Annotated in this window: 20 protein-coding genes and 1 tRNA gene; 8 read left to right on the top strand and 13 right to left on the bottom strand. The window is 63.8% G+C overall.

The genetic code is table 11. The features are described from left to right. Positions 1-31: 31 nt before the first annotated feature. Together DWV00_RS07540 and DWV00_RS07535 are read right to left on the bottom strand one after the other, a co-directional pair. Positions 32-889 carry an FkbM family methyltransferase gene (locus DWV00_RS07540; protein WP_220274666.1) on the bottom strand — a complete coding sequence of 286 codons (858 nt, stop codon included), beginning with the start codon at positions 887-889 and terminating at the stop codon, positions 32-34. Between the two features lie 129 nt (positions 890-1018). After that, positions 1019-2548, bottom strand: a complete 1530-nt coding sequence (locus tag DWV00_RS07535) for an MDR family MFS transporter (protein WP_115532955.1) — start codon at positions 2546-2548, stop codon at positions 1019-1021. Positions 2549-2692: 144 nt separating this feature from the next. On the opposite strand from DWV00_RS07535, the gene DWV00_RS07530 reads away from it, so the two are divergent. After that, on the top strand, positions 2693-3418 hold the full coding sequence (locus tag DWV00_RS07530) for a TetR/AcrR family transcriptional regulator (protein ID WP_115532954.1): 726 nt from the start codon (positions 2693-2695) through the stop codon (positions 3416-3418). A 60-nt stretch (positions 3419-3478) separates the two neighbouring features. Here DWV00_RS07530 and DWV00_RS07525 read toward each other — a convergent pair whose 3' ends face one another. From DWV00_RS07525 to gltX, 3 genes are all read right to left on the bottom strand, one after another. Beyond that, positions 3479-3769, bottom strand: coding sequence for a nucleotidyltransferase family protein (locus DWV00_RS07525; protein ID WP_115532953.1), 291 nt, complete (start codon positions 3767-3769; stop codon positions 3479-3481). Between the two features lie 220 nt (positions 3770-3989). Continuing rightward, positions 3990-4065 (bottom strand) — tRNA-Ala (locus tag DWV00_RS07520). Positions 4066-4171: 106 nt separating this feature from the next. Beyond that, positions 4172-5581 carry a glutamate--tRNA ligase gene (gene gltX / locus DWV00_RS07515; RefSeq protein WP_115533057.1) on the bottom strand — a complete coding sequence of 470 codons (1410 nt, stop codon included), beginning with the start codon at positions 5579-5581 and terminating at the stop codon, positions 4172-4174. A 249-nt stretch (positions 5582-5830) separates the two neighbouring features. Here gltX and DWV00_RS07510 point away from each other — a divergent pair, with 249 nt between their 5' ends. Next, positions 5831-6814 carry a patatin-like phospholipase family protein gene (locus DWV00_RS07510; protein WP_115532952.1) on the top strand — a complete coding sequence of 328 codons (984 nt, stop codon included), beginning with the start codon at positions 5831-5833 and terminating at the stop codon, positions 6812-6814. Positions 6815-6926: 112 nt separating this feature from the next. Here the strand turns inward: DWV00_RS07510 and DWV00_RS07505 are convergent, their stop codons facing one another. The 5 genes from DWV00_RS07505 to DWV00_RS07485 all read right to left on the bottom strand — a co-directional run bounded on the left by DWV00_RS07505 (position 6927) and on the right by DWV00_RS07485 (position 13559). Further along, complete coding sequence (locus DWV00_RS07505) at positions 6927-7670, bottom strand: C40 family peptidase (protein WP_115532951.1); 744 nt, start codon at positions 7668-7670, stop codon at positions 6927-6929. A gap of 125 nt (positions 7671-7795) precedes the next feature. Continuing rightward, the gene (locus tag DWV00_RS07500) at positions 7796-9433 is read right to left on the bottom strand and encodes an ABC transporter ATP-binding protein (RefSeq protein WP_115532950.1); all 1638 of its coding nucleotides are present in this window, start codon (positions 9431-9433) and stop codon (positions 7796-7798) included. After that, the gene (locus DWV00_RS07495; RefSeq protein WP_115533056.1) at positions 9430-10461 is read right to left on the bottom strand and encodes an ABC transporter permease; all 1032 of its coding nucleotides are present in this window, start codon (positions 10459-10461) and stop codon (positions 9430-9432) included. The genes DWV00_RS07500 and DWV00_RS07495 overlap by 4 nt, the downstream gene beginning before the upstream one ends. Positions 10462-10544: 83 nt before the next feature. Next, a complete protein-coding gene (locus tag DWV00_RS07490) occupies positions 10545-11591 on the bottom strand; it encodes a microcin C ABC transporter permease YejB (RefSeq protein ID WP_115532949.1) in 1047 nt (348 codons plus the stop codon). Positions 11592-11651: 60 nt separating this feature from the next. Next, complete coding sequence (locus tag DWV00_RS07485) at positions 11652-13559, bottom strand: extracellular solute-binding protein (RefSeq protein ID WP_115532948.1); 1908 nt, start codon at positions 13557-13559, stop codon at positions 11652-11654. Positions 13560-13677: 118 nt separating this feature from the next. Between DWV00_RS07485 and fabI the strand changes: the two genes are divergently transcribed. Beyond that, complete coding sequence (fabI, locus tag DWV00_RS07480) at positions 13678-14472, top strand: enoyl-ACP reductase FabI (protein WP_115532947.1); 795 nt, start codon at positions 13678-13680, stop codon at positions 14470-14472. A gap of 213 nt (positions 14473-14685) precedes the next feature. Here the strand turns inward: fabI and DWV00_RS07475 are convergent, their stop codons facing one another. The 3 genes from DWV00_RS07475 to DWV00_RS07465 form a co-directional block, all read right to left on the bottom strand. Beyond that, complete coding sequence (locus DWV00_RS07475; RefSeq protein ID WP_115532946.1) at positions 14686-15024, bottom strand: hypothetical protein; 339 nt, start codon at positions 15022-15024, stop codon at positions 14686-14688. 111 nt (positions 15025-15135) lie between these two features. Beyond that, positions 15136-16311 (bottom strand): DUF1176 domain-containing protein, encoded by a 1176-nt coding sequence (locus DWV00_RS07470; protein WP_115532945.1) that lies wholly within the window; start codon positions 16309-16311, stop codon positions 15136-15138. Positions 16312-16341: 30 nt separating this feature from the next. Continuing rightward, the gene (locus tag DWV00_RS07465) at positions 16342-16950 is read right to left on the bottom strand and encodes a TetR/AcrR family transcriptional regulator (protein WP_245964767.1); all 609 of its coding nucleotides are present in this window, start codon (positions 16948-16950) and stop codon (positions 16342-16344) included. Between the two features lie 96 nt (positions 16951-17046). On the opposite strand from DWV00_RS07465, the gene DWV00_RS07460 reads away from it, so the two are divergent. The 5 genes from DWV00_RS07460 to pdxA all read left to right on the top strand — a co-directional run bounded on the left by DWV00_RS07460 (position 17047) and on the right by pdxA (position 23709). Continuing rightward, positions 17047-17508 carry a Tautomerase enzyme gene (locus tag DWV00_RS07460; RefSeq protein WP_115532944.1) on the top strand — a complete coding sequence of 154 codons (462 nt, stop codon included), beginning with the start codon at positions 17047-17049 and terminating at the stop codon, positions 17506-17508. A 364-nt stretch (positions 17509-17872) separates the two neighbouring features. Further along, positions 17873-19024, top strand: coding sequence for a porin (locus tag DWV00_RS07455; protein ID WP_115533054.1), 1152 nt, complete (start codon positions 17873-17875; stop codon positions 19022-19024). Positions 19025-19120: 96 nt separating this feature from the next. Next, entirely contained in the window at positions 19121-20008 is an 888-nt protein-coding gene (dapA, locus tag DWV00_RS07450) for a 4-hydroxy-tetrahydrodipicolinate synthase (RefSeq protein ID WP_115532943.1), read from the top strand. A gap of 126 nt (positions 20009-20134) precedes the next feature. After that, positions 20135-21304: an iron-containing alcohol dehydrogenase gene (locus DWV00_RS07445; RefSeq protein WP_115532942.1), complete on the top strand. Its 1170-nt coding sequence runs from the start codon at positions 20135-20137 to the stop codon at positions 21302-21304. Next, on the top strand, positions 21301-23709 hold the full coding sequence (gene pdxA, locus DWV00_RS07440) for a 4-hydroxythreonine-4-phosphate dehydrogenase PdxA (protein WP_115532941.1): 2409 nt from the start codon (positions 21301-21303) through the stop codon (positions 23707-23709). Before DWV00_RS07445 ends, pdxA begins: the two co-directional genes overlap by 4 nt. Positions 23710-23752 lie beyond the last annotated feature (43 nt).

The following is a 23752-nucleotide window of genomic DNA, read 5'->3' as shown; positions in this document are numbered from 1 at the left end:
GATGCATTGCGCGGAGGCCGGCTTTGCTTAGCTAAGGTGCGTATGCCACCAAGGGGTGAAAGTCGATATCGGTGGCCTCCTCGAGGCCTACCACATTGACAGTCATTTCGCGCGGCAGTCCAAGCATGTTGCACGATACGACCGTGGGATAGAGATTGTTCGAATTGCCGAAGAAATTCTCGGGATTGAATAGCGGGGGAAAGTGCCACCATAGCCGATAACCTCGAGCCCAGATCCATTCGATCAACGCACGCGAAAGCGCGATCCGGTCGTTCTCGACGTACAGCACCGGACGCGATTTCTCGATCACTGCCTCAGCCCCACGCAACACGTCCAGCTCCGCGCCTTCGACGTCGATCTTCAGCAGCCCAACCGCCTGCCCGCCGATCGCATCGTCCAACGTGACGCAAGGAACGGCCAACGACGCGGGCCCGGGATCCTGCGTCATGGCAACGGCACCGAAGTTGCCGGGCGACTCATAATCGGGCACATCGAAATACACGGTGCCGGCCTTTGCGCCGCATGCCCAGGGCCACGCACGCACGTTCGTCAGGCTGTTTAGCGCGAGATTGGCGCAGAGATTCTGGAACAGGAACGGTTGTGGTTCGAACGCGATCAGGGTGCGCCCCAACTCGCGCGTGCGCTTCGCCAGCGCCACCGTGTGCGTTCCAATGTTGGCCCCCACTTCGACCGCGGCGCCGGGCCGAACGAACAACTGGGCCAGCAGTTGCGCCTCGATTTCGCCATACTCGCCGTATTCGACGATCGCACGCCCCAGAAAGAAATCGTTGGGATTGGCGAGCAGCCAACCATGGCGCGCCTGAACGAGAACATGGGGCGGCGCGACCGGGATATGGCGCGCCGAACGTGATTCGAATGAGTCTGTCATGTATCCAATGTCTGGTAATCGGTGTCGCCAGACCGGGACCAGGGATGGCGGCGAATCCGTCTCCGACGGTGTGGATACCCTATACGGATTACTTGGAGCGCGTCAATCCCGCCGCCGATCTGGACAAAGTCATTGCGCGGCCCGTAGCGGCGCATCCTCGAGTAGCCAGGCGAGTACGAATGCAAACACGACGATGATCGCCGCAGCGACGAACACCGCGTGCATCGCGCCGGCGAAAGCCGAAAGGTACTTGTCATGCAGATCGGCAGGCAGTTGAGCGATCGCCGAGGGCGTGAGCGCTTGCGGCAGCTCGGTGTCGGGCCCGGCCATCGCAGCGAGCCGCGCTTCGAGTCCATGCGAGAACAGCGCGCCGAACACCGCCACGCCCACTGAGCCACCAATCGAACGAAATAGCGTGGCTCCCGATGTCGCCACCCCCATGTGCTTGAATTCGACCGTATTCTGGACAGCCAGCACGAGCACCTGCATGACCAATCCGATGCCACAGCCAAGCAGCCCCAGGTAGGCATACATCACGCGCAGCGGTGTCGAGAGTTGCACCGTGGCGAGCAGCGTCATGGCCACGCCGACCAGGAACGTGCCGACGATCGGAAACATCCGGTACTTGCCGATGCGGCTGATAAGCTGGCCGGAAAGCGCCGACATCGCGAGCAACCCACCCATCATCGGCATCATCTGCATACCGGCCTCGGACGGCGTGGATCCCTTCGCGACCTGCAGATAAAGCGGCAGGAACGTCACCGCCCCGAACATCGACACGCCAATGATGAACCCGATCAAGCTGCACAGAACGAATGTCCGCTGACGGAACAGCTCGAGCGGAATGATCGGTTCGGCAGCCAGCCTTTCTTCGTAAACGAAGCCGCATCCGCATACGATTCCGAGCGCCAGTGTCAGCCAAAGCTCCGCCGACGACCAAGGCATGACGGTGCCGCCTTCGCTCGTGAAAAGAATAATGCAAGTCAGCGCCGAGGCAAGAAACGCCGCCCCCATGTAGTCGATTCTATGTTCGACGAGCGCGGTACGCGGCTTGAACACCGCGCCGACAACCGCAAGCGCGACCGCGCCCAAGGGCAAATTGATATAGAAAATCCAGCGCCAGGACAAATGCTCGACCAGAAATCCGCCTAGCAAAGGACCGACCACCGTCGCGAGGCCGAATACGCCGCCGATGATGCCTTGGTAGCGTCCGCGCTCGGCCGGCGGCACCACATCGCCGATCGCAGCCATCGTCACGACGAGCAACCCACCGCCGCCGAGCCCTTGCAACGCGCGCAACGCGATCAGCTGCGGCATGTTTTCCGCGAGCCCGCAAAGCGCCGACCCGACTAGAAATATGGCGATCGCGATTTGCAGCACGATCTTCCGGCCGAACAAGTCGCCGAACTTCCCGTAGAGCGGAACGACGATCGTCGACGACAACAGATAGGCCGTGACAACCCACGATAGTTGGTCAAGGCCGCCCAACTCACCGACGATCGTGGGCAGCGCGGTCGAGACGATGGTCTGGTCGAGCGCCGCCAGCAGCATGACAAGCAGCAATGCAGGAAACAGCAACCTGAGTGGCGGAAACCGCGGCAGGTCGGCCTCTTCTGCCACGCGGCCTGCCGCGGCGTGCGGCGATGTTTGCAATTCCATGGTTCGTGGTCCGGCGCCAATATTAATTAACTCGAAAATTAATATATGCCCCGAGACGGCCTGCTGTCAAATGACGAATCGTGAGACTATGTTTCACCGTGTCACCGCTCCACCGCGTAGACAGCACCAAACCGAAACACAAGCATGTCCGAACGAAAACCAGAATCCGCCGGGCCGGAGCGCGTGGCAGGCCGCCGCGCTAGCGTTGTGTCCAAATCCGCGGAACCGGCGGCACCGCGGCGCCGGCCCGGCCGGCCGTCGGGCACCGCCCGAGGTCCGCTGCAGCGGGAGAAACTACTTGACGTCGCGCTCGGCTTGTTTGCACGGCAAGGCATCGTCGAAACGACGCTCGGGGAGATCGCCCGCGAGGCCGGCGTGACGTCGGCGATGATGCACTACTACTTCCACACGCGAGAGCAGTTGATCGACGTGCTCATCGACGAGCGCTTTATCCCGCTACGGGAAACGATACGCGGCGCGTTCGAGCATCTTGACGATCCGGTAGCCGCGATCACCGACCTCGTCGAACGCTTGGTGAAGGTTTCGGAAGACCATCCCTGGTTCGCGCCGCTGTGGATACGCGAAGTCGTCAGCGAGGGGGGGATACTTCGTCAGCGGATGAACGATCGATATGGCGATGCCGATCAGAACGCGGCGCTCGCCCGCATTGTGCGATGGCAGCGCGAAGGCCTGCTCAATGCACATCTCGAGCCGTCGCTCATCATCGAATCGGCGGTCGGATTGACGATGCTGCCGCTGGCCACGTCGGGACTTTGGAATACGACCGCCGCGCGGCGCAGTCTGAGCGCGCGCGAGATCGGTCGGCACGTGATTGCATTACTGACGCATGGGATCAGCAGCTCGCGATGACATCAACCCCACGGATATGCGAAAGGTAGTCCGGCAGCCTCATCCGTCGTTGCTTCGCATTCATACAGGCACAGCCTCCGCCAATACCGCCGCCCTGAATTTGATCGAGAGGCCTTTCGGAGTGAGCACGTCCACCGGCACGCCCAGCAGATCCTGCAACTCGTACTGGATGCCACCGATATCGAACAGCGACGTCTCGGGAAGCGGGTCGACGAGGATGTCCAGATCGCTGCCATCCGCATCCTCGCCGCGTACCACCGAACCAAACACGCGGGGGTTCACAGCTTTGTTGGCAGCGACGATACGCCGGATATCGTCTCGATGTTGGCTCAATGCCTCAGAGGGCTTCACCGTCCTCTCCTAGTACGTGGCTCCCGTAGGGAATTGGGTTCCCGTGCGAGAGAAAGGCCGGCCGCGATGTGCGGCAAGCATGCCGAAGCTCATTTTAGGTGCGAGGTACGCTGCGTGCAACGCGGACGCAAACGCGAGAATACGAGGAGAACTCTACGGACCGTAGAAAAAGAAAAAGCCCTGGAAATCCAGAGCTTTTCTTTGAGACTGTCTGCGGTTTTGGTGGAGGTAAGCGGGATCGAACCGCTGACCTCTTGCATGCCATGCAAGCGCTCTCCCAGCTGAGCTATACCCCCTTGCAGAACAGAAATGAGAGTATATAAGTCTCTATCCGTCTTGTAAATACCCTTCGCCGAACTTTTTGCATATCGCTGCAAAACGATCGACGAAGAGACTAGCTCGTCACGCCGACAGCGCGCCTTCGATGCGACTCACCACACGCTCGCGCCCGAACAACACGAGCACCGCATCGATCGACGGCGTATGCGTCGTGCCGGCCACGAGCAAGCGCACGGGCATCGCCAGTTGCGGCATCTTGAGCTTGTGTGCGGCGAGCGTCGCCTTCAGCGCAGCGGCCACGCCCTCCTTCGTCCATTCGCAACCGCGCAGCGCGGCGGCGAGTTCGGCAAGCGCAGGTTTCACCGCATCGGTCACGTGCTGCGTCAGCGCTTCGGCTTCCGGCGCCGGCGTGCGATAGAACATCGCTGCGTTCTCGACGATCTCCTTGATCGTCGTCGCACGATCCTTCATCAATGCAATGACGGAGGCCGAATCGGGGCCCTGCGCAAGCGCGGCTTCAGCGATACCGAGTTCGGCAAAGAAAGGCTTAGCCAACTCGGCAAGCCGCGCGTTGTCTGCTTCCTTGATGTAGTGGTTGTTGAGCCAGTTCAGCTTGTTGTGGTCGTACTGCGCGGGCGACTTGCCCAAGTGCTCGAGATTGAACCACTCGACGAACTGCTCGCGCGTAAAGATCTCGGCGTCGCCATGCGACCAGCCCAAGCGAGCCAGATAGTTGAGCACCGCTTCGGGAAGATAGCCGACGTCGCGATACCCCATCACGCTCATCGCGCCGTGACGCTTGCTCATCTTCTCGCCGGCTTCGTTAAGCACGGTCGGCAAGTGCGCATAGACGGGCGTCTGCCCGCCGAGCGCGCGCAGGATGTTGATCTGCCGCGGCGTGTTGTTGACATGATCGTCGCCGCGGATCACGTGCGTGATGCGCATATCGAGATCGTCGACGACGACGCAAAAGTTGTACGTGGGCGTACCGTCGGGCCGAGCGATGACCAAATCGTCGAGTTCGTCGTTCGAGATTTCAATGGGGCCCTTGACCGCATCGTCCCAAGCGACGACACCGTCGAGCGGATTCTTGAAGCGGATCACGGGCTCGACGCCGGCCGGCGGCGTCGGCAGCGTCTTGCCGGGTTCAGGACGCCACGTGCCGTCATAGCGCGGCTTTTCACCGGCCTCGCGCTGGCGCTCGCGCAATGCCTCGAGTTCTTCCATCGACATATAGCAGCGGTACGCGAGCCCTTGCTCGAGCATCTGCGCGACGACCTCGCGATAACGGTCCATGCGCTGCATCTGATAGAACGGGCCTTCGTCGAAGTTCAGGCCGAGCCACTCCATCCCTTCGAGAATCGCATCGACCGATGCCGACGTCGAGCGCTCGACGTCCGTGTCTTCGATCCGCAAGATGAACGTGCCCTGCATCTTGCGAGCGAACGCCCACGGATAAAGCGCGGAGCGAATGTTGCCGAGGTGGATGAAACCGGTGGGACTCGGAGCGAAACGGGTACGGACGGTGGTCATAGGTAGCGTCGATAGTTCGAGGGCATCCGCATCCACAAAAGCAAAAAGCGGCGTGCCGTCGAGCAAAGAGAAATAGACGCCGATTATACCCGGCGCCTTGCGCCGAACGCCCGGCGCCGAACAAGCCGAGCACGGCGCGCCGAGCCGAGCAGCCACTCAGCCGCGCCCGATCGCTTTGCCGTATGATGTGCGCGCGCCGCGTCCCGCGCGGCGTGCCGGCCTGGCTTTCAAATTCCATCCGGCGCATCGATGCGTGCCGAAGGTTCGGCGCGCCGCCGGAGAAAACCGTTGAAACCGTCTTCCCCCCGCCTCACCCGCCGCGGATTTTCGATTGCGTGCGCCTCGGCCCTGCTCGCGGCCTGCGCATCGCCCGCCACTCGCACGAACGAATCGAACGCCGCGCCGGCCCGGCCGCCGGCAGCCCCGCCGAAGCCGCTTCGCATCGGGCTCGCGCTGGGCGGCGGCGCGGCACGTGGCTTCGCCCATATCGGCGTCATCAAAGCACTTGAAGCGCGCGGGCTGCAGATCGATATCGTCTGCGGCACGAGCGCCGGGTCGGTCGTCGGGGCGCTCTATGCCTCGGGGATGAGCGGTCTGCAAATCAATAAGCTGGCCCTGACGATGGACGAAGCGTCGATCAGCGATTGGGCCATGCCGTTCCGCACGCGCGGCTTCCTGCAAGGCGTCGCGCTGCAGAACTACGTCGATACCACCTTGCATCATCGGCCGATCGAAAAGATGGTCAAGCCGCTCGGCGTCGTCGCCACCGATCTGCGCAGCGGCCAGCCGATCCTCTTCCAGCGAGGTGACACCGGCATCGCGGTACGCGCTTCGTGCAGCGTTCCGTCGATCTTCGAGCCGGTCAAGATCGCCGGGCACGAGTATGTCGACGGCGGGCTGGTTAGCCCCGTGCCGGCTTCTTTCGCGCGCAAGATGGGCGCCGATTTCGTCATCGCCGTGGACATCTCCGCCGATCCGCAATCGGCATTGACACAGAACTCGTTCGACGTGCTGCTGCAGACGTTTACGATCATGGGACAGACGATCAAGACCTACGAGCTCGAGAAATACGCCGACTTCGTCATTCGTCCCAATCTGGCCGCGATGAGCGGGAGCGACTTCGGGCATCGCAACGAAGCAATCCTCGCTGGCGAAGTCGCCGTCTCGCAGCTCTATGCGGCGTTGGAGCGCAAGCTCGCAGAACGACGCGCGGGTGTGGCCACCGCGGCTTGATTCCTGCTCCCGGCCGCAACAAAGCAAAAAGCCCGCTGCGAATGAAGCGGGCTTTTTCGTTCTCCGGCCGAAACCGGTTATAGCGCGTGCAGCCGCAAGGCCGCGTCGATTATCAATTGCTACCGATACTAGCCGCGTCGCCTGCGCCGCTCTGATCGGGGCCGCCGATCGTCACGCTAATGCGCTTGCGCAGATCGTCGACTTTGCTCGCCGAGAATGCCGTTTCGATCCGGCGCGCGCCCTCGAAGCGCTTCTCCCAATATCCGTCATCCAGATCGTCGACACGAATCGTGCTGCCCGTGGACGGGGAATGCACGAACTTGTTGCCGCCGATGTAGATGCCGACGTGCGAGAAGCTGCGGCGCATCGTATTGAAGAAAACGAGATCGCCCGGTTTCAGATCCGCCATCCGGACCTTTTCTCCGACACGGCTCATCTCCTCGGCGCGGCGCGGCAGCGCCAAACCGAGCGTGTCTTGGAACACGTAGCGCACGAAGCCGCTGCAATCGAGACCCGAATCGGGCGAGCTGCCGCCCCAGCGATAGCGCACGCCAATCATATTCAGCGCGCCGACGACGACATCGCCGGCCTTGCCGGCCACGCCGGACAGGAACGCCTTGGCGCGGCCGCTCGTCGTCGTGTCATCAGACGATTGCGCCGCTGCCGCTACGGTATTCGACGTGGAAGAAGAGGAGGACGATGCGTCCGACTCGGTTTGAGTCAGGGCCGGAGAAGCGATTTGTTGTGAATTGTTCGTTACGTCTGCGAACGCGCCGTTTGCTGCCGTCATCAACACGCCAATGAACATCCCGGCGACGACACGCGTACAAGCCTGGGCAATATATCGGTGCTGCATTGGTCGGTAGGTTTTGCTTAAGAATCAGTGGATTGTGAAAAGTTTGGACGATACTAGCCACGATGTAACCGATTGTCAAAACAAATTAAAAAAAACAATCGGGTTACCCAGACAATTGCCAGGATTTACCCTTGCAGGCTCGCGTCGAGGAGTTTTCGCGTATACGGATGGGTCGGATTGGAGAATATCCTTTCCACGTCCCCCGTTTCAACAATGGCTCCGTTTTGCATGACAGCGACGCGATGCGCCATCGCGCCAATCACCGCCAAATCATGGCTGATGAATACGAAACCGAGGTTGTATTTGTGCTGGAGCGTCGTCAGCAGGGTCAGCACCTGCTGCTGAATGGAGACGTCGAGCGCGCTCGTCGGCTCGTCGAGCACCAGTAAGCGAGGTTCGAGCACCAGCGCCCGCGCAATTGCAATCCGTTGCCGCTGCCCCCCAGAGAACTCGTGCGGGTAGCGCGCGAGCGCCGTTCGATCGATCCCCACTTCACGGAGCGCCGCGATCACCTTTTCGCGACGCGCGCCGGCGTCCAGTTGCGGTCGATGCAGCGCCAGCCCCTCGCCGACGATACGCTCGATGGTTTGCCGCGGCGAAAGCGAACTGAAGGGATCTTGAAACACGACCTGCATGTTCGAGCGCAGATCCGTTTGCTCGCGCCCGCGGTAGCTCGAGAGCGGCCGCCCTTGGAATTCGATCGCGCCTGCCGCCGTGCGCTGCAAGCCGAGCAGCGCCATCGCCAGCGTCGATTTGCCCGACCCCGATTCGCCGACGATTCCGAGCGTTTCTCCCTGACGCACGTTCAAGGTCGCGTCCGACACGGCATCGAAGCGGCCCGCTCGGAACCACCCGCGCAGGCCGGCCGCCTTCGTCGCGAACGATACCGACACGGCCTGCGCGTCGAGCAGCACGGGCGCGATCGGCAATACCGGCGTCACGTGCCGCTGCGGACGGCTCGCAATCAGCCGCTGCGTATAAGGATGCTGCGGCGCTTCGAAGATGCGTTCGACGGGGCCGCTTTCGACGAGCACGCCCTTTTCCATCACCGCCACGCGCTGGGCGAAGCGCCGCACGAGATTCAGGTCGTGCGTGATCAAGAGGACGGCCATCCCGCGCCGCTGCGCCTCGTCGCGCTGGATTTCGAGCAGCAGATCGACGATCTGCGCGCGGATCGTGACGTCGAGCGCCGTCGTCGGCTCGTCGGCCAGCAACAGGCGCGGACGGCACGCCAGCGCCATCGCGATCATCGCGCGCTGCCGCTGGCCGCCCGACAGCTGATGCGGATAGCTGAGCACGCGCTTTCCGGGGTCGGTCACGCCCGTGCGCGCGAGCAGCTCGACGGCGCGCACCCGTCCCTGCTGCGCCGACACGCCCTCGTGCGCGACGATGGTCTCGGCAATCTGCTCGCCGATCGTAAACAGCGGATTGAGCGCCGTCATCGGCTCCTGGAAGATCATGGCGATTTTCGAGCCGCGCAGGCCCTGCATCGCCCGCTCGCTCTTGCCGAGCAGATCGTCTCCTTCGAAGCGGACCGCGCCGGTGACGCGCGCATCGCCCAGCAGCCGCAGGATCGCCAATGCCGTAACCGTCTTGCCCGACCCCGATTCGCCGACGAGCGCGACGCGCTCGCCCTGCCCGATCGCAAACGTCAGATCGTCGACGGCCACGGTGTCGCCGAATGCGATACCTAGATGCTCCATTTCGAGCAGCGGCTCGCCGGCCACGTCGGGAACGCCTGGTGCGATGACCGGTGCGCTCATTGATTGCCTCCCGCGCGCATCGCGTCGGCGATGCGCGTATCGAGCGCGTTGCGCAGCGCATCCCCCATGAACGTCAACAGCAGCAGCGTGACGACGAGCACCCCGAACGTCGACAGCGAAATCCACCAGGCATCGAGATTGGCCTTGCCCTCGGAGAGCAGCTCGCCGAGGCTCGGCGTCGGCGCGGGTACGCCCAGGCCGAGGAAGTCGAGGCTCGTCAACGCGAGAATCGACCCGCTCATCCGGAACGGCAGGAACGTGATGACGGGCGTCATGCTGTTGGGCAGCACATGGCGCCAAATGATCTGCCAGTTCGAAAGCCCGATCGCACGCGCGGCACGCACATAGTCTTGCGTCCGATTGCGCAGGCATTCGGCGCGGACATAGTCGGACAAGCCGATCCACCCGAACAGCGACAGCAGCACCACGAGCAGCACGAAGCTCGGTTCGAAAATCGACGCGAAGATGATCAGCAGATATAGCTCGGGCAACGCGCTCCAGATTTCGATCAGACGTTGGCCGACGATGTCGATGCGGCCGCCGAAATACCCTTGCACGGCACCGGCAAGGATGCCGAGCACACTGCCGATCAGCGTCAGCACCAAGGCGAACTCGACCGACACGCGAAAGCCGTACAAAAGCCGAGCGAAGACGTCGCGCCCTTGGGCATCGGTGCCGAGCCAGTTCGCGTGCGACGGCGGTGCCGGGTTCGGCTCGCGCGAGAAGTAGTTCAGCGTGTCGTAGTAATAGCGGTTCGGCGGGTAGATCGCGAAATTGCCCGGCAACGCCAAGCGATGCTGAACATAGGGATCGAGGTAATCGGCGGGCGTCGGGAAATCGCCGCCGAAGGTGGTCTCCGCGTACGTCTTGACGATGGGAAAGTAGTAATGGCCGTCGTAGCGGACGACGAGCGGCTTGTCGTTCGACCAGAGCGGCCCGGCCAGACTCGCGGCGAACGCGACAACGAATACCACGAGGCTCCAATAGCCGAGGCGCTGCGCCTTGAAGCGCAGCCAGACGCGACGCATCGGCGACGGCGAAGCGAGCACGCTCGGCAACCCACTGCGCGCCACGGCATCGGCGCCGGTACGGGGGCGAACTTGACTCAACGTTAGCGCTCCAGTCGTTCGAATTGAATGCGCGGATCGACCCAGACGTAGCAAAGGTCCGAGATCAGCTTCGTGGCCAATCCGATCAGCGTGAACAGGTACAGCGTGCCGAGCACGACGGGATAGTCACGGCGCACGACCGATTCATACGAGAGCAGCCCGAGACCGTCGAGCGAGAACAGCGTCTCGATCAGCAGGCTGCCCGTGAAGAACGCGCCGATGAACGCCGCCGGAAAACCGACCACGAGCGGCAGCATCGCGTTGCGGAACACGTGCTTCCAGAGCACGCGCTTTTCGTTCAGCCCTTTGGCGCGCGCCGTCAGCACGTATTGCTTCTTGATCTCGTCGAGAAAGGCGTTCTTGGTCAGCATCGTGACGACGGCGAAGCTGCCGACGACCGATGCGGTCACGGGCAGCGCGATGTGCCAGAGGTAATCGGCGACCTTGCCGAGCAGGCTCAACTGCGAGAAGTTGTCGGACACCAGCCCGCGCAGCGGGAAGATCTGCAGGAACGAGCCGCCACCGAACAGCACGAGCAGCAGCACGCCGAGCACGAAGCCTGGGATCGCGTAGCCGACGAGCACGACGAGGCTCGTGGCGACGTCGAACGGCGAGCCGTTGCGAATCGCCTTGGCGATGCCGAGCGGCACCGATATCAGATAGGTCAGGAAGAACGTCCATAAGCCGATGCTGATCGACACGGGCAGCTTCGAGACGACGAGCGACCAGACGCTCTGATGGTGAAAGTAGCTCTGCCCCAGATCGAAGCGGGCGAAGCGCTGGAGCATGAGCCAGTAGCGCGTGAGCGGCGGCTTGTCGAAGCCGTACAGCGCTTTCAATTGCGCGAGCTGCTGCGCGTCGACGCCCGAGTGCGCGCGCAGGCCGAACGGCGGCGCCTGCCCCTCTTGGGTCGTGCCCTTGCGCAACTCGTAGGCCGCTTGCTCGACGGGACCGCCCGGCACGAACTGGATGACGGCAAACGTCACGGTCAGCACGCCGAGCAGCGTCGGAATCATCAGCAGCAATCGTTTGAGAATGTAGCCCCACATAATCGAGCACCCGTGGATGAGCTAAGCGAGCTAAGCAAACGCGCGGATCGCGATCCGCATTCAGTGTGACACGGCGGCATTCCCGCCGGACGCGGGCGGCGCGAGCCACCACGTCGACACGATCCAGTCTTCCGCCGAATAGTACAGCGGCAGCGTCGCGGGGTAACGCAGCGTGCGCTTGAAAGCGATGCGGTGCGTCGTATTGAACCACTGCGGCACGACGTAGTAGCCCTGCATGAGCACGCGATCGAGCGCGCGCGCCGCGTCGACGAGCTGATCCTTCGTTTGCGCATGCACGAGCTTCTGCAAGATCGCGTCGACGGCAGGCGACTTCAGGCCCATCAGATTGTCCGAACCGTGCTCGTCGGCCGACTTGCTGCCGAAGCGCGAGACCTCCTCCGTCCCCGGCACCTGCACGTCGGGATAGCGCAGCGAGGTCATGTCGAATTCGAACGAGTCGTAGCGCTTTTGGATCAGCGCGAAATCGACCGTGCGGAAGCTCGCCTGGATGCCGAGCTTGCTCAAGTTGCGGATGTAGGCCAGCGCCACCGGCTCCATCGCCGCGCCCGAATCGTCGAGAATCTCGAACTTGAACGGCTCCCCTTGCGCGTTGCGCAGCGCCCCGTCGCGATAGTGCCAGCCTGCGTCGGCCAGCAACGCGCGCGCCTTGAGCAAGTTGGCGCGCAGCGAGCCCGGCGGATCGGTATTGGGCTGCACCGTCATCGGCCCGAACACGGCAGGGTCGAGTTGAGCCCGCAGCGGATCGAGAATGGCGAGTTCGCCGGCGGTCGGCATGCCGGACGCCTGCTGCGGGCTGTCGGCGAAGTAGCTGTCGAGCCGCGTGTACGCGCCGTAAAAAAGCTGCCGGTTCAGCCACTCGAAGTCGAATGCCAGATCGAGCGCCTTGCGCACGCGCACGTCTTTGAACAAAGGCCGCCGCAGGTTCATCACGAAACCTTGCATGCCGGCGCCGTTGTGCTGGCGAAACTCGTGCTTGACCAGTTCACCGTTGTCGAAGCGCTTGCCGACGTCACGCCGGGCCCAATTGCGCGAGATGTACTCCACGAGCGCATCGTATTCCCCAGCTTTGAAAGCCTCGAGCCGCGCGGTGGGGTCGGCGTAGAGCTTGTAGGTAATGTGGTCGAAGTTGTTCGTGCCGACGCGCACGGGCAGCGACGCGCCCCAATACGACGGATCGCGCCGATACGTAATCGTATGGCCGCCGTCGTAATGATCGATGACGTACGGGCCACTGCCGATCGGCTGCTGAAACGCGAGTTGATCGAACGGCACGTGCGTACCGTCCTTCTTGAGCCCCCACTTGTGCGAGAAGATCGGAATCGCGCCCGCGATCAGCGGCAACTCGCGGTTCGGCTGGCGAAATTCGAAGCGGATCGTGGCCGGATCGACGACGACCGCCTTCGTGATATCGCCGTAGAAGACGGAGAACTGCGGCGCCGCCTGCGGGCTCTTCAACGTGTCGAACGAGTACTTGACGTCCTCGGCCGTCACGGGATCCCCGTTCGAAAATCGCGCGAGCGGATTGATATGAAACGTGACCGAAAGGCGATCGGGGGCAACGCGGATGTCGTCGGCGAGCAGGCCGTAGGCGGATGCCACCTCGTCGCTGCTGCCGGTCGTCAAGCTCTCGAACAACATCTCGATGCCGGGTGCCGGATTGCCGCGCAGCGTGAACGGATTGAACTTGTCGAAACTCGTGAGCCGGTTCGGATTGGCCAGCACGAGCGTGCCGCCTTTCGGCGCGTCGGGGTTCACATAGTCGAAGTGCTTGAACCCCTGCGGGTACTTGGGCTCTCCGAATTGCGCGATCGCATAGACGGCGTGGGCGGGCGCGGCCGCGCCGAACAACCAGGCGAAACAGCAGGCGAGCAGCAGATGCCGAGTGCAAAACTTGCGGGCGCCGCGCGGTGAATAGGAGCGTCGGCCAATCGTCGTTGTCGCCTTCATCGGAAGATCGGAAGTGGCAATGTGAGAGAATTCTACCCAAACCTGTATCCGCCACTGCCGCGCCGTGCCTGCACGCACGCGGCACTAGGCACCGACAACACTAGGACTAGGAGAATTCATGGGCTTTCTCGCTGGAAAACGCATTTTGCTGACCGGTCTGCTCTCGAACCGCTCGATCGCGTATGGCATCGCTCAGGCCTGCAAGCGCGAAGGCGCCGAACTCGCTTTCACGTATGTCGGCGATCGCTTCAAGGACCGCATCACCGAATTCGCCGCCGAATTCGGCAGCGAACTCGTGTTTCCGTGCGACGTCGCCGAAGATTCGCAGATCGAAGCGCTGTTCGCCTCGCTCGGCCAGCATTGGCCCTCGTTCGACGGCCTCGTGCATTCGATCGGCTTCGCGCCGCGCGAAGCCATTGCCGGGGATTTTCTCGAAGGCATGACGCGCGAGAACTTCCGCATCGCGCACGACATCTCCGCGTACAGCTTCGCCGCCATGGCCAAGGCCGCGCTGCCGCTGCTGTCGGCGAACGCCTCGCTGCTGACGCTCTCGTACCTCGGCGCCGAGAAGGTCATCCCGAACTACAACACGATGGGTGTCGCGAAAGCTTCGCTCGAGGCCTGCGTGCGCTACATGGCCACCTCGGTCGGCTCGAAGGGCATGCGCGTGAACGCGATCTCGGCCGGCCCGATCAAGACCCTTGCGGCAAGCGGCATCAAGGGCTTCGGCAAGATCCTCGACTTCGTCGCGACGAACGCGCCGCTCAAGCGCAACGTGACGCTCGAGCAAGTGGGCAACGTCGCCGCGTTCCTGCTGTCGGATCTCTCGAGCGGTGTGACTGCCGAGATCATGCACGTCGACAGCGGTTTCAGCACGGTCGTCGGCGGGATGGCACCCGAAGCGGCCGAGTAACGCGCGGCTCGTTCGACGCCGCGCTCGCGCCTCGCCTTGTATTCGGCTTTCGGTGGGCGCGCGAACCGCTGAGCACGCTGCAAATAAAAACCGCCTGCGGCGTGACGCCGAAGGCGGTTTCTCTTTTGTGCCGGCGCGTGCCGCGAGGCATGCGCCGAACGTCTTCCCTGATTGCCTGCTGCTTAGGATTGCCTACGATCGGCCCGTTGTCGGTCAGTGACCCCAGCCATGGCCGTGATCGTGGTCGTACCCGCGGCCATGATCGCGATCCCAGCCGCCATGATGGCGCCATTCATCGCGCCCCCACCAGCGGCGGCCATCCCAGTAGCGGTCGCCATGCCAGCCGATCACGACCACGGGCGCCGCATAGACGGGAGCCGGTTGATACACGACGGGCGGAGGCGGCGGCGCATAAACGGGCGCGGGCGCGACGTACACCGGAGCGGGAATGCCGATGTTGACGCCGATATCCACCCGTGCCATTGCCGAGGTAGAGACGCCGACGGCGAGTACGCCGACGGCCAACGAAACGATGCTTGTGAGTGATTTCATGGTTTCACCTTCGAATACGTAGCGTGGTTGGGTGGAACTATAGCGCGGCGTGTCCGATAGTCGTATTTCAAACTTGTAACTGTTGCTGCAGAACGTCTTGACAGCCGAGGCTCATGGCTTCGTTCGATAGAGCCATGGCCAATCGTCGGAGAAGAGACCGACGCATTCTCCTTGGAAGCGTTCCCGCGCCATCACGAACTTCGCGCCGTCGAAGATCCACGTCGTCATCGCCCCGCAATCGCCCATCCCTCGTGCTCTGTCGAAAACGCTCAGTTCGGCTTTGCTCGATTCGTAGCCGGCGCTCGTCAGTTCGTTCGGCGGTACGTCGTTGTCGTCGCCATTACCGTTGCGGGCCTGCGCGCCGAAATCGAACGGCTTCGCCGAAAACGGCTCATGACGCGTCACGCGATACCAGAGACTCGTGGGGTTGTAGGCCTCGCTATCCCCGCATCCGAGCGAGACGAGCGCCTCGTCGGCAGTCAGCGCGGAGGCCGTGCTGCCATCGGGAGGTCCGGCCTTGCCGTCGTCGGCATTGCCTTCATCGTCGATGCAACGTTTGACGTCGGTATGAAAACGCGCGAACGTCGCCGCGATCAACCGGTGCTGCTCGGCCGGCGAGAGATCGGGCACCGGCTTCGCCGGGCCGATGATGGAAATGGGCTTGGCTGCCGGCACCGTCGATGCGGGTGCGTTGCCCGCGCGCCGCCAAGCCGTCACGGTCCCGACTCGGCCCTGCTTGTCGTCGACGGCGAGCAGCGCCGCGCTCAAGCCTGCAAGGGATAGCTTGGGTACGGAGGCCGAGGAAGTGCCGCCGAAGCTCAGCGTGCTCGCATCTCGCGCGGCCGCCACCCATGCGGCAATGACGCCGGGATCCTCGGTCGCGAGACGGTACGCGTATGTCTGCGCGTCCTTGTCTTTCCACTCGGTCCATTTCGATCGATCGACGGCGAACGGATGACCGTCCAGGTGCATGTGGCTTCCATCGAACGGCTTATCGTTTGCGATTTGCAACCTCGCCGCGCCGTCGGCGCCCGCATCGCGCCGCAGCCAGACGACCAGCGCATCGCCGTTTCCACTGTCATCGGTGCCCTCTGCCGTGCAACGCTCGATGTTGTCGCAGACGACCTCCCAGCCCTTGAAATCGCCGACATAGGTGCCTTCGCGCTTCGCGCCGGCGGCCTGCGCGGGTGTCATCGCCACCGATGTGCAGAACACGCATAAAGCGCCCGCGGCGAGTGCCGCGCTCGAGCGCCGGACGAGGCGCGCCACAAGCATGGTCATGGTCATGTCAATCCCCCGTCAATCGTCAATCACCCATCAATCCCCTTTCTCCGGCTCCGTCAGCGCGGTCGCATAGCGTGCGACCGCACTCGCGATCCGTTCCGACATGGCGGGATCGCGCACCGCGCGCGCCAGCGTAACACCGCCGGCCAGCAGCGACATCAGCGCGATCGCCCGATCGTCGTGGTCGTCGCCCGGCAAATCGCGCAAGCCCGAGGAGACCTCCTCGAAGATCGACGACAGCACCTGCTCATAGGCTTCGCGCGTCTCGTCGTCGGCGCGCATCACCTCCGGCGATAGGCTCGCGAGCGCGCAGCTTTCACCGAGATCGCAAGTGCGCCGCTGACCGAGATAGAACGCGATGAACGACCGGCGCCACGTCGCGCCCTGCTCGCCCTTCAGCATCGCGATCGCCTGCTTCACTTGCTCCATGCCCGCCAGCACGACGGCACGAAACGCCTCGCCCTTCGACTTGAAATGGCCGTAGAACGCGCCGTTGGTCACGCCGGCTTCCTTCGTCAGCGGCCCGATACCGGAGCCGCCATACCCTTCACGCCGGAATAGGCGGGCGGCCGCGTCGAGGATCCGCTCGCGGGTCTCATGCTTGTGTTCGATCGAGTAACGCATAAAAATTTTATAGAGCATCTGCTCTCTATTGCATAGAGAGCGGTTGGTATGTATTCTATAGAGAGCGATCGCTATTTATAACACGTCCCAGTCAACCCATCTGGAGGTATTGCCATGCCCATCACATTGACCGTACCCGAAGGCGTCTTCAATTCCGACGCCGAAGCGAAGGTATTTTCCGAACTGACCAACGCCCTGCTTGAAATCGAGGGGCTGCAAGACAATGCGTTCATGGTGCCGAACGTCGTGGGCACGCTGAACGTTCTACCCCGAAACCGGATCTTCTCAGGCGGTGCCGCGGCGGCCGCGGCGTTCGTCGAACTGAAGCTGCCGGCCGTGGCGCTCGCATCGTCTGAAGCCAAGCGGCGCTTCATCGAGCAGGCTACCGAGATCGTCGCGCGCGAGTCGAGCGGCAAACTCGTACAGGAACGGATCTGGGTGAACGTCGTGTACGCCGAGGACGGTGCGTGGGGAATCGGCGGGCGCGGATACGACAACGCCGCCTTGGGCAACGCGATTCAGGCTGCCGCGCGGTCACGGGGCCAATCGTCGCGACAAGCTGTAAACAAGCTTTAGGTAGTACACCATTGCCCGAACTCACCGGCCGGTGACGGGCTGACTGCGCAAAGTCCCGCGAGCTTCAAGGCCCGCGGGGCTTTGTCTTTGCCTTTGTCATACCCGCGCATCGATTCCCGCTCGCTTCCTCGCCCCGCCCTTTCTCCAAGAACGGACTCAGTGTCTTGCGCACTTCGATCGCTCCGATCAAGAGGATCTATCATTTCTGATCGATTCAATCAAACAAAAGGGTAAACACTGAGCCAATCGATCATTCAAGCCCATATAATGACTACACCGATCAGAACGCAGCGCGAGATGGTCGGGAAATCACTGAAACAATGATCGAATCGCTCAATCCTCACACAGAACAATGGAGACTCGGATGAAGAAGGCATCGTTAGTGCTGCTAAGCCTGATCGGAGCGGCCACCGCGGCGCACGCGCAAAGCAGCGTGACGCTGTACGGCCTGATCGACACGTCGCTGGTGTACACGAACAACCAGAAAGGCGGCAGCAACTATCAGATGTCGAGCGGTACCCTGTCCGGCAGCCGCTGGGGCATGAAGGGATCCGAGGATCTCGGCGGCGGGCTGAAGGCCATCTTCCAGCTCGAAAACGGCTTCAGCGGCACGACGGGCACGCTCGGCCAGAACGGCCGCGAATTCGGCCGCGCCGCCTGGATCGGTCTCGCGTCGCCGTTCGGCACGGTCACGCTCGGCCGCCAGAACGAGCCGTCCGCCGATTTCGTCGGCCCGCTCGTCATCGCGAATCAATGGGCGGGCGGGATCGGCGCGCATCCTGGCGACACCGACAACCTGTACGTGAATTCGCGGATCAGCAACAGCATCAAGTACATGAGCCAGGATTACAGCGGCTTGCGCTTCGCGGCACTGTTCAGCCTCGGCGGCACGGCCGGCGATTTCAACAACAATCGCATCTGGAGCTTTGCCGCAGGCTATAACCGCGGCCCGCTCGCGCTCGGCGCCTCCTACATCGACACGTCGCGCCCGAACACCGCGCTGTGGGACGGCACAGCGGGCGCCGCGCCCATCTCGCCGAACAACACGCCGATCTTTTCCGGATACACCTCGGCGCGGACGCAGCGCGTCGTGACGGTCGGCGGCAACTACACGTTCGGCGCCGCGAAAGTGGGCCTCGTGTACTCGAATTCGCGGTTCGACGACCTCGGATCGGCAGCCGCCGCCGCGCCGATCGCACGCTTCGCCGGCGCGAGCCCCGTGTTCGACAACGTCGAGGCGAGCTTCAGCTACCAGCTCTCGCCGGCACTCCTCGCGGGTCTCGCCTACGAATACACGCGCAGTCACGGCGCGAGCGACGCACACTACAACCAAGTCAACGCGGGCGCCGACTACTTTCTGTCGAAGCGCACCGACGTCTACTTGACGGCCGCCTACCAGCGGGCGAGCGGTATCGACTCGACGGGCAAAACGGCGGTGGCCGAATTGTGGCCGATCGCCGCGTCGAGCAATTCGCATCAGATCGTCGCCGCGCTCGGCCTGCGGCATAAGTTCTGATGTTTTGACGCATCTCGGCGCGCTCGTTGCGCCGGATGCGCAGGATGAATTCGCCCGGTCGCGATGAGGCGCTCGGGCAAACACGGAGTATCGAGCATGACCATCACTTTCAAAGGCATCGTGCCGGCGCTGATCACGCCGATGACGCGCGACGAGGAGATCGACGAGAACGGATTGCGCATGCTCGTCGACCGGCTGATCGACGCGGGGGTGCATGGCGTGTTCGTACTCGGGACGAACGGCGAGTTCATCGGCATGACCGAGGACGAGAAACTGCGCGTCGCGCGGATCGCCGTTGATCAAGCGCGCGGGCGCGTGCCGGTCATCGCCGGCACCGGCGCGTATGCCACGCGCGACGTGATCGCGCTGAACGCGAAGATGCACGACGCCGGCGTCGATGCGGTGTCGGTCATCACGCCGTATTTCAACGGTGCGACGCAGCAGGAACTGTTCACGCACTACGAACGGATCGCGGCGTCCACGCCGCTGCCGGTGATGCTCTATACGATCCCCGCGAAAGCCGGCGTGACGCTGAACATCGACACGGTCCGCCGCTTGGCGGAGATTCCGAACATCCGCGGCATCAAAGACAGCGGCGGAGATTTCGATCGTCTGCTGCAACTCATCAACCTGCGTCGCGACGACTTCGCGGTCTTCACCGGCACCGATTCGATGATTCTGTGGACGTTGATCGCCGGCGGCGACGGCGCGGTGGCCGCGACCACCAATGCCGTGCCGTCCGTCGTGATGTCGATCTGGCAGCGCTTCCAGGCTGGCGACGTCGCCGGCGCGCGCGCGGCGCAGGAAGCGTTGCGGCCGCTGCGCGACGCCTTCGCGATGGGCACGCTGCCGGTCGTGCTGAAGACGGCGGCCGAGATGCTCGGCATGCCGGCCGGCCCCGCTCGTTCGCCGGCGCAGCCGCTCGACGCAGCCGCTCGCGAGCGGTTGGCGAAGGCGCTCGCGAACTACCCGCGCGTAGCTTGAGCGACCACGGCGACCGCAGCGACCGCAGCAACCGCAGCGACCGTATCCATCGCAAGCGACGCGGCGAATCGCACGCTCGAGTCTCCCTCCCGGCCACCCCTCGTCCCCTATCGACTGACCGCAATCATGAGCACCGTTTACCATTTCCAAACCATCAAGCACGTCGTGCACGGGCCCAACAGCCTCGATCAACTGCCCGAGCGCCTTGCCTTGCTCGACCGCCCGGTGCGCCGCATCGCGCTGATCACGCAGCCGGTGATGGAAGCGAACGGCGTCATCGCGCGCGTTGTCGATGCACTGCGCAGCCGTGACGTCGAAACGCTGATCGTCCGCGACGTGCAACCCGAGCCGACGATCGAAAACGTCGAAACCGTGTTTCACGAGCAGATCGAACCGTTCGCCCCCGACGCCGTGCTGTCGATCGGCGGCGGCAGCGTGCTCGACGCGGCGAAACTATTCGCCGTGCGGCTGACGAACAGCCAACCGCTGCGCGAGTGGCTCGGCATCGATCTGATCGCCGCGCCGGGCGTGCCGCTGATCCTCGTGCCGACAACGTCGGGCACCGGCTCCGAAGTCACGCCGAACGCGATCGTCACCCTGCCGGACGAAGCACTCAAAGTCGGCATCGTGAGCCGCCATCTGCTGCCGCAACTGGTCATCCTCGACGCGACGCTGACACTCGATCTGCCGAAGCCGATCACGGCGGCAACCGGGATGGACGCGTTCATCCATGCGCTCGAATCGTACATTTCGACGAAGGCGAACCCGATCAGCGACATGTTCGCGATGGAATCGATGCGGCTCATCGGCGCGAATCTCGTGCAAGCCTACGAGAACGGCCATTCGCTCGCGGCGCGCGAGGCGATGCTGCTCGGGTCGATGTACGGCGGCCTCGCGCTGACCGCGGCCGGCACCGCTGCCGTCCATGCGCTCGCCTATCCGCTCGGCGGGATGTTCAACATCACGCATGGCGTCGCCAACTCGATGCTGCTGCCGCACGTCATGGCGTTCAATCTCGACGCGATCGTCGGCCGCCTCGCGAACGTCGCTCACGCGCTCGGCATCGCCCGGCATGACGACACCGATCAGGCAGCCGCCGAAGCGTTCCTCGAACGCCTGCGCCAATGGACCTCCGCGCTGGCCATCCCGCAGGATTTGCGTCAATTCGGCGTCGGCGAGCAGGATCTCGACGCGCTCTCGGTTGCCGCGCTGAAGGTCAAGCGCCTGCTCGGCAACAATCCGAAGACGCTGACGCACGACGACATCAAATCGATCTACGCGCGCCTGCTGCCATGACTTCCCGCTCGAACGCCCCCGTATCGCTGCTGATGATCGGCGATGACTTGTCGGGCACCGCCGACTGCGCGGTGACCTGCGCCGCCATCGGCCTGGCGAGTGTCGTCGGACTTGGCGTGCAGGCAGCCGGCGGATCCACCGACGCCGCAGTGCTCGCCATCGACACCGATACGCGCCGCGCCGCGGCGGCCGACGCCGCACGAGCGACGGTCGCGGTCTGGCACGCACATGGCGCCGGGCGCAAGCTGTACAAAAAAATCGATTCGACGCTGCGCGGCAATGTCACCGCCGAAATCGCCGCGCTGGTCGGTGCCGGCATGGCAATCGTCGCGCCCGCGTTCCCCGCCGCCGGCCGCACGACGGTGGGCGGCCGGCAGTTCGTATTCGGCGTGCCGGTCGAAGCGTCCGAAGTGTGGCGCAACGAGGCCCTCGACGGGAAGGCGGATTTGATCGCGATGCTGGCCTCGGCGAGCCTGCGCGTCGCCCATGCGGATCTGACATTGGTGCGCGGCGGCGCGGACGCACTGAACGCACGGTTGCAAGCCTGGTTCACCGACGGCATCGATGCCGTCGTTTGCGACAGCGAAAGCGATGAGGATCTGCGAGCCGTCGCCGATGCATCGGCACGGCTCGAACACGTGTACTGGGTCGGATCGGCCGGACTCGCGGCGCCGCTCGTCGCGACGCTCGCGGGCTTCGACGACGACGACCGAGGCGGGAATCGCCTTGTCGAGTCGGCCAAATCCATTTCGACGGGCGGACACGCGGATGCGAGCAGCACGGCAATCGCACAAGCCCCTACTGCGACGTTACGCGAAATCGAAGGCAGCACTTCCGCGCATCCGCGTGGCGTGCTCGTCGTCGTCGGCAGCATGTCGAGTGTCTCCCACGGCCAAATCGACGCGTTGCAGCGCGATGCCGGCGAAACGCTCGAGCGCGTGGACATCGACGCCGCGACGCTGCTCGACCCGGTCAGCGCGGCCGCGCTGACATTGACGGCCCGCGTATCGAACGCACTGCTGCGCGGCCGCCACGTGATCGTCGCGCTGAGCCAGGCGCAACGCGCGCCGCTCGCGGACGGCGCGCTGCTCGCACGGCGCCTGGCCGACCATCTCGCGCCCGCCGCGCGCAACGCAGCGGGCCTCGTGGCCACGGGCGGCGAAACCGCGCGCGCCTTGCTGTCCGCGCTCGGCGTCACGTCGCTGCGCGTCATCGACGAAATCGAAACCGGCGTGCCGCGCATGGCCGCCCTCGACGCGGGCCGCCTGCTGCCCGTCGTCACGAAGGCCGGCGGATTCGGCCGGCCCGACTCACTCAGCCGCGCATGGCGAGCGCTTGCCGCGACGCGCGCAGCGGATACGTCCGTACCGCAAGAACCCCTCGGAGAAACAACCATGACATATCGTCCCGTAATCGGCATCACGATGGGCGATGCCGCCGGCGTGGGCCCGGAAATCATCATGAAGAGTCTCGCGCACGAATCCGTGTACGAGACATGCCGTCCGCTCGTGATCGGCGATGCGAAGCGTCTCGTCGATGCCGGCCGCCGCGCGGGCGTATCGCTGACGATTCGTTCGATCGCCTCGCCTGCCGAAGCCCAGTTCCGATGCGGCGAAGTCGACTGCATCGATCTCGCCCTGATCCCGGACGACCTGCCCTACGGCAAGCTCTCCTCGATTGCCGGAGATGCCGCGTACCAATACATTGCGCGCACTGTCGAGCTGACCTCGAAGGGCGAACTCGACGCCATCTGCACCGCGCCGCTGAACAAGGAAGCGCTGCACGCCGGCGGCCACATCTTCCCCGGCCACACCGAAATGCTCGCGCATCTGACCGGCATCCCCGAGGTGTCGATGATGCTCGTCGCGCCGAAGCTGCGCGTGATCCACGTGACGACGCACATCGGCCTCATCGATGCCATCCGCAAGATCGAGCCCGGTCTCGTGCAGCGGACGATCGAGCGCGCGCAGGAAACCCTCGTTCGCGCAGGGATCGAAAAGCCGCGCATCGGCGTCTGCGGGATCAACCCGCATGCGGGCGAGAACGGCCTGTTCGGCTATGGCGAGGAAGAAGAAAAGATCATCCCGGCCGTCAAGGTGCTGCGCGAGCGCGGCCTCGACGTCGAAGGGCCGCTGCCGGCCGACACGCTGTTTTTCCGCGCGGGGCGCGGCGATTTCGACGTCGTCGTCGCGATGTATCACGACCAGGGTCACGGCCCCGTCAAGGTGATGGGCCTCGAGGCCGGCGTGAACGTGACAGTCGGGCTGCCCGTGATCCGGACCTCGGTCGATCACGGCACCGCGTTCGACATCGCGGGCAAAGGCATCGCCGACGAACGCAGCATGCTCGAAGCGTTGAAACAGGCACGAGACCTGGCGACGCGGCGCGCGGTTCAAACGGTCTAGGCGGCCTAAGGCCTGGGCTCAAGGCCCAAGGCGCGGCCGTACC

The organism is Trinickia dinghuensis (assembly GCF_003367175.1).
Classification (GTDB): Bacteria; Pseudomonadota; Gammaproteobacteria; order Burkholderiales; family Burkholderiaceae; genus Trinickia; species Trinickia dinghuensis.
This window is presented reverse-complemented; position numbering and strand designations above follow the sequence as displayed.

Bases quoted from the DNA above. Each gene is read 5' to 3' on its own strand.
- DWV00_RS07485 (WP_115532948.1), bottom strand. From the start codon at position 13,559: ATGAAGGCGACAACGACGATTGGCCGACGCTCCTATTCACCGCGCGGC.
- DWV00_RS07510 (WP_115532952.1), top strand. From the start codon at position 5,831: ATGCGTGCCGAAGGTTCGGCGCGCCGCCGGAGAAAACCGTTGAAACCG.
- DWV00_RS07530 (WP_115532954.1), top strand. From the start codon at position 2,693: ATGTCCGAACGAAAACCAGAATCCGCCGGGCCGGAGCGCGTGGCAGGC.
- DWV00_RS07475 (WP_115532946.1), bottom strand. From the start codon at position 15,024: ATGAAATCACTCACAAGCATCGTTTCGTTGGCCGTCGGCGTACTCGCC.
- DWV00_RS07505 (WP_115532951.1), bottom strand. From the start codon at position 7,670: ATGCAGCACCGATATATTGCCCAGGCTTGTACGCGTGTCGTCGCCGGG.
- DWV00_RS07535 (WP_115532955.1), bottom strand. From the start codon at position 2,548: ATGGAATTGCAAACATCGCCGCACGCCGCGGCAGGCCGCGTGGCAGAA.
- gltX (WP_115533057.1), bottom strand. From the start codon at position 5,581: ATGACCACCGTCCGTACCCGTTTCGCTCCGAGTCCCACCGGTTTCATC.
- DWV00_RS07495 (WP_115533056.1), bottom strand. From the start codon at position 10,461: ATGCGTCGCGTCTGGCTGCGCTTCAAGGCGCAGCGCCTCGGCTATTGG.
- DWV00_RS07490 (WP_115532949.1), bottom strand. From the start codon at position 11,591: ATGTGGGGCTACATTCTCAAACGATTGCTGCTGATGATTCCGACGCTG.
- DWV00_RS07455 (WP_115533054.1), top strand. From the start codon at position 17,873: ATGAAGAAGGCATCGTTAGTGCTGCTAAGCCTGATCGGAGCGGCCACC.
- DWV00_RS07445 (WP_115532942.1), top strand. From the start codon at position 20,135: ATGAGCACCGTTTACCATTTCCAAACCATCAAGCACGTCGTGCACGGG.
- dapA (WP_115532943.1), top strand. From the start codon at position 19,121: ATGACCATCACTTTCAAAGGCATCGTGCCGGCGCTGATCACGCCGATG.
- DWV00_RS07540 (WP_220274666.1), bottom strand. From the start codon at position 889: ATGACAGACTCATTCGAATCACGTTCGGCGCGCCATATCCCGGTCGCG.
- DWV00_RS07460 (WP_115532944.1), top strand. From the start codon at position 17,047: ATGCCCATCACATTGACCGTACCCGAAGGCGTCTTCAATTCCGACGCC.
- pdxA (WP_115532941.1), top strand. From the start codon at position 21,301: ATGACTTCCCGCTCGAACGCCCCCGTATCGCTGCTGATGATCGGCGAT.
- DWV00_RS07470 (WP_115532945.1), bottom strand. From the start codon at position 16,311: ATGACCATGACCATGCTTGTGGCGCGCCTCGTCCGGCGCTCGAGCGCG.
- DWV00_RS07500 (WP_115532950.1), bottom strand. From the start codon at position 9,433: ATGAGCGCACCGGTCATCGCACCAGGCGTTCCCGACGTGGCCGGCGAG.
- DWV00_RS07465 (WP_245964767.1), bottom strand. From the start codon at position 16,950: ATGCTCTATAAAATTTTTATGCGTTACTCGATCGAACACAAGCATGAG.
- fabI (WP_115532947.1), top strand. From the start codon at position 13,678: ATGGGCTTTCTCGCTGGAAAACGCATTTTGCTGACCGGTCTGCTCTCG.